Source organism: Halorientalis sp. IM1011 (assembly GCF_001989615.1).
In the GTDB taxonomy this organism is placed as follows: Archaea; Halobacteriota; Halobacteria; order Halobacteriales; family Haloarculaceae; genus Halorientalis.
On sequence record NZ_CP019067.1, the window covers coordinates 1 to 14594 of the forward strand.

Here is a 14594-nt window from a genome sequence, read left to right on the forward strand (position 1 = left end):
ACGCCGTCCTGCAACCGAACGTCGCGGCGTGGGTGCCGGTCATCCTGATCTACGCAGCGCTGGCCAGCGGGCTCCCCGTCTGGATCCTGCTCCAGCCTCGGGACTACTCTCGTCGTTCCTGCTGTACGCGGGCGTCGGCGGGGCGCTGCTGGCGATCGTCGTCGGCACGATCTTCGGCACGTCGGCGGAGCCGCTCGTCGTCGCCGACAGCATCCAGCCGTTCACGGGCTTCCTCGGCGTCGACGCGGTGTCGCCGTACCCACTGTTCCGCTGCTGTTCGTCACTATCGCCTGTGGCACTATCAGCGGGTTCCACTCGCTGGTGTCCTCGGGGACGACGGCGAAACAGTTGAACAAGGAGAGCGACGCACGCCTGATCGGGTACGGCGGTATGCTCGGTGAAGGGCTGCTGGCCGCGACGGCGCTGTCGACGCTCGCGGTCGCCGGCATCGCCTCCGACGCGGCGGGCGGCGGTATCGGCGGCGCGCTCCCGAACTTCGCGGCCGGCGGCGCGACCATCCTGACGAGTTTCAACATTCCGGTCGCCTACGGCGGTCCCTTCATGGCGCTGGTGCTCGTGAGCTTCCTGCTCACCTCGACCGACACGGCCGCCCGCCTCGGCCGCTACATGATGGAGGAGATCGTCGGTACGGAGGGCAGCGGGACCGAGACCGGCTTCGCCGGCGGCCTCGACTCGTTCGCCCGGGGACGGTACACCAAACCCGCTCGTCCAGATCGTCCTCGCGTACGCGCTGGTCGTCTCCGGCGAGTGGGCGACGCTGTGGGCGCTGTTCGGCGGCGCGAACCAGTTGCTCGCCGCGCTCGCCCTGCTCACGGGCACCGTCTGGCTCGCCAACTGGGAGGGATCCAAACAGCTCGTCAGCACCGGCGTTTTCCCATGGCGATCATGGTCGTGATCACCGTGCTGGCGTTGCTGTGGCTGGCGTTCTACGAGAACCTCTTCAACGCTCTCGTTCAGGGCGGTGCCACGGGGGCTCGGCGGTCAGATATCGTCGGTCGTCCAGATGGTACTCGCGCTCGTCCTCGTCTACCTGGCGCTGTCGCTGGTCCGGATCGGCTACCGGAACATCTCGGAAGTGCGCCGCACCGGCGGCGCTGCCCCCGAACCCGGCGACGACTGACGGGACCCGTCCTTCCGTTTTCCGGTTACGTCCAGAACCGCTTCGCCAGCCGCGAGAAGAATCCTTCGGGCTCTCGCTCGACCGTCTCCCACAGCGTGAACGCCTCGGCCAGATCCGCTTCCGTACTCGCCACGAGGGCCTCGCGCTCGGGCGGCTACGATCAGGTGGATTTCGTAGTGGCCGTAGTACCCCAGCTTCAGGAGCGTGCGCTCACGGAATCCGTCGACGTGGGTCCGCACGTCCTCGGGGATAGCGTCGGCGACGAGGACGAACGTGAAGTTCGTCTCGAAGTGTTCCTCGTCGGCCTCGATCCAGTCTCCGGCGAGGTCGTGGCCCAGTTCGACGAGTCGGTTCAGGTCCGCGACGGTCGGGCGGTCGACGCGGCGGGCGAACACGTGCTCGCGGCTCTCGTGGTCGGCGTAACTCAACGCGGGGTGGAGGAACTGCTTCTGGTTCCGGACGCGTAACTCGCCGCGGAGGTCGAAGGACTCCTCACGGACGGTCACGTCACGGTCGAGGTCGTAGCTGTACATGAGCCGGTCGCTCACGCGGTCGAGATACTCGTCGTCCCACGTCGGCACCTGCTCGCGGATCTCCGCGGGCAACTCCTCGGCCGCGGCCGACCCGTCCTCGGCCGTCCCGCCGTCGGCCACCACGTCACTGGAGTCCGGGTCACCGACACGATATTCCATATCCACTGATATCGCATCGCCGGTAAAAGTTCGTCGCCGGATTCGACGAGTCCAGACGACGAGGAAACCGGCGGCATCGTTATGCGCCTGTGGGCGCAAGCGACGATCATGAGCGACGATCGACCGACAGAGGCCTGCGGCCGGTGTTTCGATGACGACCGTCGTCGACGCCGCGAACGCCGACGGCGAGTCCGACCGCACGGACCCGTTCGCGGACGACCGTATCGAGGTATCGGAGTCGTCCATCCGACGGGTCTCGCCGGTCGCGTGGACGCGGCGGGCCACGGCCCGACTGAACGCTGTCGTGGAGCGGCTGACGTACGGCCGCTGATCAGTTTCGACCCACCAGCAGGTACGTCACCGCGAACAGGATGGCCGCCAGGGTGGCGACGTTGACGAGCGTGAACTCGTACGCGCCCACGAAGGCCAGCCCCCACGTGACGACGAGCGCGAACAACGTCGAGAGGATCGCGTCATCGCCAACAGGACCCGGGGGTCGCCGCTGGAACCGCTCGCGCCCTCCTCGAACCCCTCGTGGTCCGCGTCGTCGCGATTCTCGTCGGCCATGCTCCACAGAGGGAGTGACCGCCACTTATCTCTTTTCGGCAGCAATCGACGGGGCCCGGTACTGACGGTGCCAGAGAGACCGCCTCGTGTACTCCGGACGCCGAGAGAACTAAGCCGGTATAGACGAGAGTTAGCACCATGGGAATAATGGACACGGTCACCGGGATGCGCTCTCCGGACAGGAAGGCCGGACGTGACACGGCGGGTGAGGAGTCGGCGGGTGCGTACTGGTGTGACGGTTGTAGCGTCCGCGTCCGTGATGTCGCAGTCGACGAGGAAGGACTGGCTCGGGACGACGAGGGGACGCCGCTGTGTCCCGAGTGTGGCGACGCGATGCGGTTCGAACGGAGCCACGGCGAGGGGTGTGCGTGTTGAGTGGGCGGGTGGACCCGAGGCTCGTTGCGGTCGGCGGCCGGCGCGGACAGCTTTTTCACCGCGAGCCCGTTCGTGGGAAACGATGACACTCGCCGACCGGATCGCCGCCTACCGGGAACTCCTCGAGGAGTGGATCCACGGGTTCTATCACGGCATGATCGAACATCCGGCCTACGAGAAGATCGAAGACGAGGCCGAGACCTCGAAGACGCGTTCATGCTGGCGTGTTTCCCGGACGCGTTCGGCATCCCGTCGCCGGTCTCGTACTACACGGCCGAACTGCTCCCCTCCCTCGAAGACGAGTTCCGGGCGTGGGAACGCCGGCTCTGGGACCGCGAGACACCACTGGAAGGGAAAGCCGAGGGGTACCACTTCTGATGCCTGGAATCGCCACGCGGGGGCGTCGTAGTGGAGCCGTTCGTGTTCTTCGGCGGGAAAGGCGGTGTCGGGAAGACGACCGTCTCCTCCGCCTACGCGCTGAAGTGTGCCCGGGCCGGCGTGGAGACGCTAGTGGTCTCCACGGACCCGGCACACTCGGTCTCGGACGTCTTCGAACAGGAGTTCGGGGACGAACCCCGCCCGGTCGACGGCGTCGAGGGGCTGTCGGCGCTGGAGATCGACCCGGAGGCGGAAGTGACCAGCCACCTCAACGAGATCCGGACGCGGCTCTCCGACCAGGTGTCCACGCCGATGGTCAACGAGATCGACCAGCAACTCGAGATGGCCCACCGGACGCCGGGGGCCTACGAGGCGGCGCTGTTCGACCGGTTCGTCGACGTGATGCGATCGGCGGGGGACTACGACAGGATCGTCTTCGACACCGCGCCGACGGGGGAACGCTCCGATTGCTCGCACTACCGGACTTCTTGGAGTCGTGGATCGACCGGCTGATGGACAAGCGCCGGGAGAGCATCGACCTGTTCGAGAAGGCCGCAATCGGGAACCGGGAACCCCGGCGCGTGATGGACGGCGATCCCATCCTGGCACACCTGCAGGAACGGAAGTCGTTCTTCGAGTTCGCTGGCGGAGCCCTGCGCAACGACGCGACCTTCTTTCTCGTGTTGAACCCCGACCAGCTGTCCGTGAACGAAACCGAGCGGGCCATCGAGGACATGGACGCGGAGGGGCTGGGCGTCCGGGGCCTCGTCGCGAACAGGCTCACGCCCGAGCCCGACCCCGACGAGGATGGGCGCGGCGCGCGCGCTACCTCCGGGATCGGATCGAGACCGAACGCGACCGCCTCGCGACCGTCCGGGAGCGGTTCGACCCGCCCCTGGTCGCAGAGATCGAATCGCGAACCCGGGAGATTCAGGGCGATCTCCTCGACGACGTGGCTGCAGAACTCGACGTCGACGTCACGCCCGAGGATCCGACGTTCGTGAACGCCGGGTAGCCAGCGGCGGTGTCTCGGAGATAGGGCTCGTTCCACGCGATTCGAGGCAAAGCAATTAGGTGCCTGCTACCGGATACCACGACCATGAGTACCGAGTCGCTCTCGACGTTCGAGTCGTCCGTTCCGGGGGAGGTCCACCGGACGACAGCCGAGGACGCCGGCGAGGCCATCGCCGACGCCGTCGAATCACCCGCGATCGGGACGGCGCTGCCCTACGACGGGGTTTCGCTGCCGGATTCCATCGACACCGACCCGTCCCCGTCGGCGCTGGAATCGGCGGCCACGGGCGTCACGCCGGCGACGATGGGGATCGCCGACTATGGGACAGTCGCGATTCCCTCGGGCACGGCTGGCGAGGAACTGGTCAGCCTCTACACGCCCCGCCACGTCGCCGTGGTCGCGGCCAGCGACGTGGTTGCCGACATGCCGACGGCCTACGAGCGACTCGGCGAGGACTTCGCCGCCCGAGCGGATACGCAGATCCTGGCGACGGGTCCGAGCGCGACGGCCGACATGGGGACGCTCGTGCAGGGTGTGCACGGCCCCTCCGAGACGCACGTCGTCGTGCTGGAGGACCGATGAGCTCTCGCCGCGACACCGCCGACCGCCTGCGGGAACTGATGGAGACCGAGGGCGACGCCGTCGCACAGAACACCCGAACGGTGAATCAGCTCTCGGACTACGCCATCCAGCGGTTCGACGACTACGAGGACCTGCGCGACGCGGCCCGTGGGATCAAGGAGTCGGCCATCGAGAACCTGCCCGAACTCCTCGATCAGGTCACCGAGGCCGGTCGAGGAAAACGGCGGCAGGTCCACGTCGCCCAGACGGCCGCGGACCGCGAACCCGGATCGTCGAGGGGATCATGGCCGACCCGGAGGCAGAGAAACTGGTCAAGAGCAAGTCGATGACGACCGAGGAGATCGACGTGAACGACCACCTCGAATCGCGGGCTACGAGGTGGTCGAGACCGACCTCGGCGAGTACGTCATCCAGATCGCGGGACGAAGCACCGTCCCACCTGATCGGGCCGGCGATGCACCGCTCGCCCGAGGACATCGCCGAGCTGTTCAACAGCGAGTTCGACCTCGAGGCGGACCTCACCGGCGACCCCAACGAACTCACCGAGTTCGCCCGCGACGGGTGGGCGAGCACATCCGCGAGGCCGACGTGGGCATGACGGGCGCGAACTTCGTCGTCGCTGAGTCGGGGACGCTGATGCTCGTCACGAACGAGGGCAACGCCCGGAAGACGGCGGTGACGCCGGACCCCCACGTCGCCGTCGCGGGAATCGAGAAGCTCGTCCCCAGCCTCGCGGACCTCCAGCCGTTCACCGAGCTGATCGCCAAGACCGGCACAGGACAGGACATCACCTCGTACGTCTCCCTGCTCTCGCCGCCCGTCGACTCCCCGATCCCGGACCTTCGAGGCCGACGAGATGCGGCCGGCCGACGAGCGGGAGTTCCACCTCGTCCTGCTGGACAACGGCCGGATGGGGATGCGCGAGGACGACGACCTCCGGGAGACGCTGTACTGCATCCGGTGTGGGGCCTGCTCGAACGCCTGCTCGAACTTCCAGGCGGTCGGCGGCCACGGCTTCGGCGGGGAGACCTACACCGGCGGCATCGGCACCGGCTGGGAGGCCGGGGTCCACGGCTCCAGAGTGCAGACGAGATGACGACCTCTGTACCGGCTGTTCGCGCTGTGAACCGAAGTGTCCGGTCGAGATCGACATCCCGTGGATCAACACGGTCGTCCGCGATCGGATCAACCGCGAGGCCGAGGGAGACGAGTTCGACTTCCTCGTCGAGGGGCTGACACCCGACGAGGAACCCGCCGGGCTGGACCTCCAGAAGCGACTGTTCGGCATATCGGGACGCTGGCGAAAACCGGTTCGCTCGCGCCCGGCCTGGTCACACCGTCGCCGGGAGCCGTCCGGGGAAGTGGGTGCTGGAGCAGGCCTTCGGCGTCGACCCGCGCCGCGACCTCCCCGAGTTTGCCGAGGAGACGCTTCGGGAGTGGTACGGGGCCCGAGGCGCGCAGGTGACCGACCCCGACCGGGACGTGGTGCTGTACCCCGACGTGTACACGGACTACTTCGACCCCGAACGCGGAAAGGCCGCGATCCGGACGCTGGAATCCCTCGGCGTCCGGGTTCACGTCCCCGCCGTCCCGGAGAGCGGGCGGGCCCCACTGTCTCAGGGGATGATCGAGACGGCCCGCGAGCGGGCCGAGTCGGTCCACGCGCGCTGGTGACCCACGTCGACGACGGGCGGGACGTGGTGGTGATAGAGCCCAGCGACCTGGCGATGTTCCGCCGGGACTACGGGAAACTCCTGCCCGAGCGCTCTGCTGAACGACTGTCCGAGAACAGCTACGACGTGATGGAGTACGTCTACGGCTTGCTGGACAACGGAGCCGACGCGGAGGGGCTAGACGCGCCGGGCGACGACGGCGACGCCGACATCGCCTACCACAGCCACTGCCAGCAGCGGACGATGGGCGTCGACGAGTACACGGAGTCCGTCCTGTCGGATCTGGGGTATAGCGTCCGCACCTCCGACGTGGAGTGTTGCGGGATGGCGGGGAGTTTCGGCTACAAGAGCGAGTACTACGAGGTCAGCATGGACGTGGGCGACCACCTCCGGGACGACCTCGGCGAGGTCGAGGGGGCGACGCTGACCGCCAGCGGCACCTCCTGTCAGGAGCAACTCGACGTGCTCTACGAGCGCGAGGTGCCCCATCCGATCGAACTGATCGCACCACGGTAGCCCGCGTCGCACGCGACCGCTCGAAGAACAAGGCCTTTGAGGGTGGGTTCGTGAGACAGTTGCAGTGCCTCCCGACGCCGACGACCGGGTCTACTACGTGATCAGCGACCTCCACATCGGGGGTGACGAGCACTGGGCGAGGTCGACTTTCTGGCGGAACTACTGGACTTTCTCGAACGCCTGGAGCGAACCGACGAGGACGCCGAACTCGTGATCAACGGCGACGCCTTCGGCCTCTGGGAGATGACGACGGTCGAGGGGACGGCGAAGTTCGACCTGCTGGTCGAGACGTACCCGCGGCTGTTCGAACAGTTGCGCGTGACCGGCGAAAATATCGCGATTACGCTGGTGCCGGGCAACCACGACCACGAACTCGCCGCCTACGACGAGTACGTCGAGCGATTCGCCGAGTACAACGTCGACCTCGTCCAGGACCAGTCCGTCACGCGACGGGTCGGCGACAGCGTCGTGTACTTCGAACACGGGCACCAGCGGGACCCGAACAACCGGATCGACGACTGGGGGAATCCACACGCCTCGCCGCTGGGTACTACTACAACACGCTCGTGACGAGTCGGGCGGGCCAGCTCTCGGACCGCGGGCGGTACAACTGGCTGAAGGACGTGCAGGCGGTCACGCCGACCGAACGGATGCCGGTGTGGCTGCTCTCGAAGTACTTCTACCTGGAGATGAACCCGCTCCTGCGGTACGCGCTGGTCCCCTTCCTGCTCCTGTTCAACATCAGCGCCGTCCTCGCAGTGCTGGCGGGCCTGTCGGTGGCCGGGATCTGGTCGGCCCCGATCGAATGGGGAACCACGTTCCTCGGCCAGTTCGGCAGGGCTGGACCGCTCTCTGGTTCCTGCTCGCGGTCAACGTGACCATCGCCGGCCTGCTCCTGCTCGTGGGTGTCCCGCTGTACTTCCTTCGACGGGACGTACGCAAGACCATCGAACGATTCGGGTCTTCGAGACCTCGATCACGGTCGACGCCGAAGGCCCGTACGAGGAAGCCGCCCGCGAGATCTTCGATGCGAACCCCGAGACCGCCGTCTTCTGCTACGGTCACACCCACCGTCCCGGAATCAAGGAGGTGGACGGCGGTGTGCTGGCCAACAGCGGCACGTGGCTCAAGCGCCTCCACCGCCGTGACGGTATCATCGGCGTCCTTCCACCATTTTCTACCCGTCCTACCAGCTCTGTGCGATCCGGATCGCCGCCGAATCGGACGCCGTCGCCGTCGAGTACGAGGAGATCCAGAAGGCAAGTCCGAGTCCCGAGGAACTCACGCTGACCGAACGGTTGCTCACTGTGGGTCGGAAACCGGACACCGACCTCCCGGATCGGACGGTCGTCCCGAACAAAGGGACGGACGGGACCGAAGCGACCCCGGAAGCGGCCGAGTAGGGGAGGGCTGGGCTACGTCACTCCGAGGAGGACGAGTATCCAGACGAATCCTGCGACGCCAGCAGACCCTGGGATCACAGTGAACAGCCTGACCGGCGTAGCCAACAGTACCCCAGCGGCTGGAGCGGGCCCGGGAGGTCACCGGCCGTCGCTAGCAGTGTCTCGGTGTCACCGATGCTCGGGAACGCGGTCAACGCGAAACACGCGCCGACCAGTAACACGGTATCGCAACGAGCGGTGTTCCGGCAGCGGACGCGAGCGCGAACGCGGCGAGCGCGAGGCCCGTGTTGACCGGGAGGGGTGCGACAGCGATCAGCAGATCGACCGGGAACGACGTGACGGGCTCGTGGTCGAGATACGCGTCGGCGGCGAAGGGGTTCAGGATGGACGACCCGACGACCCCGACGCCAGTCAGCCGGCAGGCGAGCAGGTGGCGGCCTCGTGGCTGACGATACCGGGTGCGACCAGTGCCGTCTCCACGGCGTAGTAGAGATCCGTGATCGAGGGCGACCTGTCGTCTGTCACGGGGTAGGTCTACTGCGGGCCGAAGCGTCGTATGTCCATCGGTCACGCCGCGAGCGGCGGGTTCTGGCATCGCCTCGGCTGACGCTCGTCAGACACCTGCCAAAAGTTAAGAGGGAGGCTGTGCTGGGGTTTCGTATGGACGGACCAACGCAGGAAATTACCGCACTGGTGGGGCGAGAAGTGTATTCGAGCAACGGTGTCTTCGTCGGTGAAGTCGAGGACGTGCGGCTCGATCTCGACGACGTGCAGGTCACGGGGCTGGCCCTCCACGAGATCAATCACGACCTCTTCGGCGAGCGCGCCCGCGGCAACCGCGGCGTCATCCTCCCCTACGACTGGGTGCAGGCAGTCGGGGACGTGGTGCTCGTCAGCGACATCATCGAACGGCTCCGGACGCCCGAAGAAGAGCAGGAAGAAGAGATCACGGCCTGAGTTGCAGTCTCTCTCCCTTTAGCTCCCGTTACTACCGCCTTCGCTCCCGTCGACGCCCATCGCCTGGAAGAGTTTTTGCTTGACGGCCTGTTCGGTGAGTTCCAGCAGGGTGTCGCGGTTGTCCTCGTTGGTCTCGATCCCGGTGAAGATGCCCAGCGGAATCTCTGCGCTGGCGTCCGTCGAGTGGCCGGCGGTCTCGCCGATGTCCTCGAAAGCGTCCTCTAGCACTGCGCCGATGTCCATCCGGATGTCCTTCGAGCGAGCGGCCAGATAGATCGTGTCGTCGGCCAGCGCGAACACGGCGGTCGTGGTGATGCCCTCCAGATTCAGGAGGTGCTGGGCGGCCTGTGAGAGCGCGTCGCGGTCGCGGATGAACCCGGCGTTGGAGATGAGATGCGAGCCCTTGACCTCGCGGTTGCGGATGGCCTCGGCGAGCACGTCCAGCGTCTCGGGTGACATCGAGGGGGATTCGACCTGTTCGAGCGTGTCGTGGTCGGCGAACGGATAGAGGTAGGCCGCGGCAGTCAGATCGGCGGGCGTGGTGTCGCGTTTGAAATCGAGCGTCTCGGCGCGGATGCCGTAGAGGAGGGCGGTCGCGACGTTCCCGTCGAGGCTCAGGTCGAGTTCCTGGATGTACTTGGTGAGGATGGTCGAGGTGGCGGAGACGTTGGGGCGGACGTCGACGAAGTCGGCGTCGTGGTCGTGTTCGGGCTCGAAGTGGTCGATGACCACGTCGACCTCGTGATCGACCTCTGGCTCGCCGCCCTTGGCGTGGTCGACGACGGCGAAGGTGTCGTAGTCGTCGAGATCCACGTCTGTCCGCTGCTGGAGTTCGATCCCGAGCAGGTTGACGAACGCGCGGTTCTCCTGATGGCCGATCTCGCCCTGATAGATGATGTCGGCTTCGACGTCGAGGCTGTCGGCGATCAACTGGAGCGCGGCGGCGCTGGCGATGGAGTCGGGGTCGGGACTCCGGTGGATGAGGATGGCCATGCGCTCGTCGGTGGCTTCGATGACGTCGGCGAGCTGAGTGGCCTTGTACTCCAGTTCGCCGGTCTCCAGCGCGCGGAGCGCGGAGTCGGCGATGACGGCGGAGGGTTGATGACCACGTCGGCACCGGCTTCGGTGAGTTCGTCCGCGGAGACGGGGTCGGACGCACGGGCGACGATGAACTGTTCGCCGTCGCGTTCGCGGACGTTCTCGACGGCGGCCATGTTGGCCTCGACGTCAGAGGAGAGGATCAGAAGGACGTCCCGGTCGTCGATGGTCTCGGCGGTCGACGCTTCGCGGATGTCGGCGGTGCGTGCGTCGAGGTCCTGGTCGCGGAGTGCCTCGACGCGGCCTTCGTCTTTGTCGAGGATGAGGACGTCTTTGCCTTCCGTCTCCAGTTCTTCGGCGACCGCGTGCCCCACACTCCCACAGCCAAGAATCGCATACGTAGACATCGAGGCCATCGTAATGGCGCTGCTCATGGTACAGGCGCTCGGACCGGGAGCTACTTATAACACACCTTCCCGTCACGTCGTCGAACTGGTTGGATCGCAGACCGCCCGACCACGGAAAGGAAACGTATTTCAATACCACCCCGTAAGATTCAGTCGCCGCGAGGGCCGATAGCTCAGTCCGGCAGAGCGACGGCCTCTTAAGCCGTCGGTCAAGGGTTCAAATCCCTTTCGGCCCGTTATTCTTGGCGTCGCTCACTCCGAGCGACGCCGAATCACGTGAGAAAGGATTTGAAGTAGGCCACGAGGGAGCGAAGCGACCGAAGTGGACGTGGTTCAAATCCCTTTCGGCCCGTCCACCTTTTTTCACGGGGGCATCGCCCCGAGCCGGAGGCTCGCGGCTCAACCCCCGCCAAAAAACGTGGGCGAAAAAAGCGGGACTCGCGCTCCACGCGAGTCCCGTGAACCGCGCTCGCGTAGCTCGCGCGGATGCTTGACAGTGGACGTGGTTCAAATCCCGTTCAGCCCGTCTACCTCGTTCGGTACGGTCGCCGGCACGAACCCCTATCAGAGAGCCGGCCATACCGTGAGCCATGACACGCAGACGGGATCTGCTCCGGGTGGGTGCGGCCGCGGTTGGTGGGGCACTGGCGGGGTGTTCGTTCTTGGAGAGCAACACGCAGCCGTCGGAGTCGGTCGGGACCGAGCAGGTAGCGGCCGGATTTACCGCGCCACTGGGGATGGAGACGGTCGGAGACGGTCGCTTTCTGATCGCCGACCAGACAGGACAGGTGTATCCGGTGGATTCGGACGGGCGGCGCGAAGAGCCAGTACTGGACCTCACAGATCGAATGGTCGAGCTGAATCCCGGCTACGACGAGCGTGGACTGTTGGGGATTGCGACGGGACCGAACTTCGCTGAGCGGCGGCGACTGTTCGTCCGGTACAGTGCCCCGCTCCGGTCGGAGATGCCCGACGGATACAGTCACACGTTCGTCCTGTCGTCGTTCGCGGTGGACGAGAACCTGCGGGCGGATCCGTCGAGCGAGCGAATCGTGCTGGAGATTCCCGAGCCACAGGCGAACCACAACGCCGGATCGGTCACCTTCGGGCCGGACGGATTCCTCTACGTCGGGGTCGGTGACGGCGGTGGCGGCAACGACGTGGGACAGGGCCACGTCTCGGACTGGTACGACCGTAACGACGGCGGCAACGGGCAAGACATGACCGAGAACCTCCTGGGGAGTATCCTCCGGATCGACGTGCGCGAGGGTGCGGGCGGGAACGGGCGGGCGTACGGGATCCCCGACGACAACCCACTGGTCGGGCGAGACGGCCTTGCCGAACAGTACGCCTGGGGCTTTCGCAACCCCTGGCGGTTCTCCTTCACCGACGGACGGTTCTTCGTCGCGGACGTGGGGCAGAATCGGTTCGAGGAGGTCAACGTCGTCGAGCGGGGCGGCAACTACGGGTGGAACGTCCGGGAAGGGGCCCACTGTTTCAGCACGGACGATCCGGGGTCGCCGCCGGCGAACTGTCCCACCGAGACCGACGACGGAGAACCGCTGGAAGATCCGATACTCGAATATTCCCACGAAGGTAACGGTGTCAGTGGGATCTCTGTCATCGGTGGTTACTACTACACTGGCGGCATCGGACCACTCTCCGAGCGGTACGTATTCGGCGATTATCAGGCGGAGGGGACGATCTTCACCGCCAGTGAACCCGACGACGGTGGGCTCTGGAACCTGTCGCGAGTAGAACTGGTGACCGGGAGCGGCGAGGGTCCCGGGCAGTATCTGCTGGCGTTCGGTCGCGATACCGACGGCGAGCTGTACGTGCTGACGACCGACAGCGGCGGGCCACAGGGGAGTTCCGGCGCCGTCCATCGGCTCGTGGCGGTCTGATTCGACTCGCCAGCGAAGAATACTTGTGGTGCCCTCGTCACGTTCCGACGATGTCAGACTTCGGTAGTTACACCTGTGGGAACTGCGGCGAGGAGTTCAGCGCACACCCGAGCTCGAACGCGGCAGCCAACACCTACTGCAGTCCCGCGTGCGAGACCATCGGCAAAGGACTCTGACCGTCGGTTTCTGGCCGGGAAGGCCGGCTACTCTTCGGGGCTGTAGTTCGGCGCTTCGTCGGTGATGACCACGTCGTGGGGGTGACTCTCCTGCTGGCCGGCCGAGGAGACGCGAACGAACTCCGCGCGCTCTTTGAACTCCGGGATGGTCTCGGCGCCGACGTAGCCCATCCCGCTTTGCATGCCGCCGACGAGCTGGTGAAGTTCGTCTTCGAGGGGGCCCTGATACGGCGTGGCGGCCTCGACGCCCTCGGGGACGAACTCCTCGTCTTCGTCTTCCTCCTTGAGGTAGCGTTCGCCCCCGCCGGACTGCATCGCGCCGACGCTTCCCATGCCGCGGTACTGCTTGTACTTCTTGCCGTTCATCGTGATGACTCGGCCCGGTGCCTCGTCGGTGCCGGCGAAGTAGGAGCCGAGCATCACGGCGTCCGCGCCGGCCGCGATTGCCTTGATCGCGTCCCCGGAGTAGCGGATGCCGCCGTCGGCGATGACGGGCACGTCCTGCTGGCTGGCCACGTCGGCGACCTGCGCGACGGCGGTGATCTGGGGCATCCCGGACCCGGTGACGACGCGGGTAGTACAGATCGACCCGGGGCCGATGCCCACCTTGACGCCGTCGGCGAAGTCGACGACGGCTTCGGCGGCCTCGCGGGTGCCGATGTTGCCGACGACCACGTCGGCCTCGACGCGGTCTTTGATGTCGCGGGCGCTCTCGATGACGTTGCGGTTGTGGGCGTGAGCGCAGTCGATGAAGAGCACGTCGGCACCGGCGGCGTCGGCGGCAGTCGCGCGTTCGGTGTCGTGGGGACCGACGGCGACGCCGGCGCGGAGTTTGCCGTTCTCGTCGCGGGCGGCGTCGTCGTACTGGCGGCGCTGGAGGATGCCCTGCATCGTCACCAGTCCGACGAGCCGGTCCGCATCGTCGACGATGGGGACGCGCTCGATCTTGTGGTCGTACATCAGTTCGAGCGCTTCGCGGGCGGTCACGTCCTCGGGGGCCGTGATGACCTCGTCGGTCATAGCCTCGCCCACCTCGTCGCGCTCGCCGACCTCCAGGTACGGCCGGATGTCGGTGCCGGAGATGATCCCCAGCACTTCGTCGTCCTCGTCGACGACCGGGGCGCCGGAGACGCCCGCCCGCTCCATCATCTCGTCGACATCCTGGACCGTCTGGTCCGGGTTGGCCGTAACCACGTCGCGGATGATCAGTTCGTCGGCGCGTTTGATGCGCTCGACTTCGGTGACCATCTCGTCGACGGTCATGTTCTGGTGGAGGACCCCCAGTCCGCCCTGCCGGGCCATTGCGATAGCCATGTCGCTCTCGGTGACGGTGTCCATCGCGGCCGAGAGAACTGGCACGGTGAGCTCGACGTTTTTCGACACCCGCGTCGCCGTGTCCGCCTCGTCCGGTTCGACGCGACTCTCCTTCGGTCGCAGGAGTACGTCGTCGAACGTCAGCGCCTCCGGAACCCGGAGTTTCTCCGAGAAGAACTCGTTGTCGTTCGCCATGTAAAGCGTGACACCGGCCCGGGGAAAAACGTTGCGAGACGGCTCGCCCCAGGATGTAGTTCACACCACACCTGAACAGTTCCCACCACGTTTTCACTGGCCGGAAGTGTGTGAAGGCATTGCAAATTGCCAGTTCGTGCAACGTTCAATCAGAGTTATGCGAGAATAGTGGACGATTCCTGTGGCGTGGGATCGGATACCACACAACGTTTATGGCTCCGTCAACACTTGTTACGGGTATGGACTCCGCCAGTCGATCGA

At 66.1% G+C, this 14594-nt stretch carries 12 protein-coding genes, 1 tRNA gene and 7 pseudogenes; 16 read left to right on the forward strand and 4 right to left on the reverse strand.

The genetic code is table 11. The annotated features are described in order from the left end of the window. Window positions 1–17 precede the first annotated feature (17 nt). Window positions 18–1141, forward strand: a pseudogene (locus tag BV210_RS20835) (carbon starvation protein A); the annotation flags it as partial. Window positions 1142–1166: 25 nt separating this feature from the next. Here BV210_RS20835 and BV210_RS00010 read toward each other — a convergent pair. Continuing rightward, a pseudogene (locus tag BV210_RS00010) lies at window positions 1167–1833 on the reverse strand (hypothetical protein). A 151-nt stretch (window positions 1834–1984) separates the two neighbouring features. On the opposite strand from BV210_RS00010, the gene BV210_RS00015 reads away from it, so the two are divergent. Continuing rightward, window positions 1985–2164: a hypothetical protein gene (locus tag BV210_RS00015; protein ID WP_253741569.1), complete on the forward strand. Its 180-nt coding sequence runs from the start codon at window positions 1985–1987 to the stop codon at window positions 2162–2164. Here the strand turns inward: BV210_RS00015 and BV210_RS20715 are convergent, their stop codons facing one another. Beyond that, on the reverse strand, window positions 2165–2290 hold the full coding sequence (locus BV210_RS20715; RefSeq protein ID WP_256385542.1) for a hypothetical protein: 126 nt from the start codon (window positions 2288–2290) through the stop codon (window positions 2165–2167). Window positions 2291–2538: 248 nt separating this feature from the next. On the opposite strand from BV210_RS20715, the gene BV210_RS00025 reads away from it, so the two are divergent. The 11 genes and pseudogenes from BV210_RS00025 to BV210_RS00070 all read left to right on the forward strand — a co-directional run bounded on the left by BV210_RS00025 (window position 2539) and on the right by BV210_RS00070 (window position 9299). Continuing rightward, complete coding sequence (locus BV210_RS00025) at window positions 2539–2775, forward strand: hypothetical protein (protein ID WP_077204662.1); 237 nt, start codon at window positions 2539–2541, stop codon at window positions 2773–2775. An 82-nt stretch (window positions 2776–2857) separates the two neighbouring features. After that, window positions 2858–3153, forward strand: a pseudogene (locus tag BV210_RS00030) (hypothetical protein). Between the two features lie 30 nt (window positions 3154–3183). Then, window positions 3184–4168: pseudogene (locus tag BV210_RS00035) on the forward strand (ArsA family ATPase). 84 nt (window positions 4169–4252) lie between these two features. Next, window positions 4253–4750 (forward strand): LUD domain-containing protein, encoded by a 498-nt coding sequence (locus tag BV210_RS00040; RefSeq protein ID WP_077204663.1) that lies wholly within the window; start codon window positions 4253–4255, stop codon window positions 4748–4750. After that, on the forward strand, window positions 4747–5079 hold the full coding sequence (locus BV210_RS20840; RefSeq protein WP_077204664.1) for a hypothetical protein: 333 nt from the start codon (window positions 4747–4749) through the stop codon (window positions 5077–5079). The genes BV210_RS00040 and BV210_RS20840 overlap by 4 nt, the downstream gene beginning before the upstream one ends. A 49-nt stretch (window positions 5080–5128) precedes the next feature. Continuing rightward, window positions 5129–5509, forward strand: a pseudogene (locus tag BV210_RS20845) (LUD domain-containing protein); the annotation flags it as partial. 97 nt (window positions 5510–5606) lie between these two features. After that, window positions 5607–5846 carry a hypothetical protein gene (locus BV210_RS20850; protein WP_371340834.1) on the forward strand — a complete coding sequence of 80 codons (240 nt, stop codon included), beginning with the start codon at window positions 5607–5609 and terminating at the stop codon, window positions 5844–5846. A gap of 269 nt (window positions 5847–6115) precedes the next feature. Beyond that, a complete protein-coding gene (locus tag BV210_RS20855) occupies window positions 6116–6424 on the forward strand; it encodes a hypothetical protein (RefSeq protein ID WP_077204666.1) in 309 nt (102 codons plus the stop codon). Beyond that, window positions 6421–6939 carry a heterodisulfide reductase-related iron-sulfur binding cluster gene (locus tag BV210_RS20860; protein WP_077204667.1) on the forward strand — a complete coding sequence of 173 codons (519 nt, stop codon included), beginning with the start codon at window positions 6421–6423 and terminating at the stop codon, window positions 6937–6939. Before BV210_RS20855 ends, BV210_RS20860 begins: the two co-directional genes overlap by 4 nt. Before the next feature lie 64 nt (window positions 6940–7003). Then, window positions 7004–8342 (forward strand): annotated as a pseudogene (locus BV210_RS00065) (metallophosphoesterase). Between the two features lie 660 nt (window positions 8343–9002). After that, on the forward strand, window positions 9003–9299 hold the full coding sequence (locus tag BV210_RS00070) for a PRC-barrel domain-containing protein (protein WP_077204668.1): 297 nt from the start codon (window positions 9003–9005) through the stop codon (window positions 9297–9299). Window positions 9300–9317: 18 nt separating this feature from the next. Here BV210_RS00070 and BV210_RS00075 read toward each other — a convergent pair. Next, window positions 9318–10771 (reverse strand): annotated as a pseudogene (locus BV210_RS00075) (DHH family phosphoesterase). 135 nt (window positions 10772–10906) lie between these two features. On the opposite strand from BV210_RS00075, the gene BV210_RS00080 reads away from it, so the two are divergent. From BV210_RS00080 to BV210_RS20720, 3 genes are all read left to right on the forward strand, one after another. After that, window positions 10907–10980, forward strand: a tRNA-Lys gene (locus BV210_RS00080). 354 nt (window positions 10981–11334) lie between these two features. Then, entirely contained in the window at window positions 11335–12648 is a 1314-nt protein-coding gene (locus tag BV210_RS00085) for a sorbosone dehydrogenase family protein (protein WP_077204669.1), read from the forward strand. 50 nt (window positions 12649–12698) lie between these two features. Next, window positions 12699–12824: a hypothetical protein gene (locus BV210_RS20720; protein WP_256385541.1), complete on the forward strand. Its 126-nt coding sequence runs from the start codon at window positions 12699–12701 to the stop codon at window positions 12822–12824. A gap of 27 nt (window positions 12825–12851) precedes the next feature. Here the strand turns inward: BV210_RS20720 and guaB are convergent, their stop codons facing one another. After that, window positions 12852–14333, reverse strand: a complete 1482-nt coding sequence (gene guaB, locus BV210_RS00090) for an IMP dehydrogenase (RefSeq protein ID WP_077204670.1) — start codon at window positions 14331–14333, stop codon at window positions 12852–12854. Window positions 14334–14594: the final 261 nt, after the last annotated feature.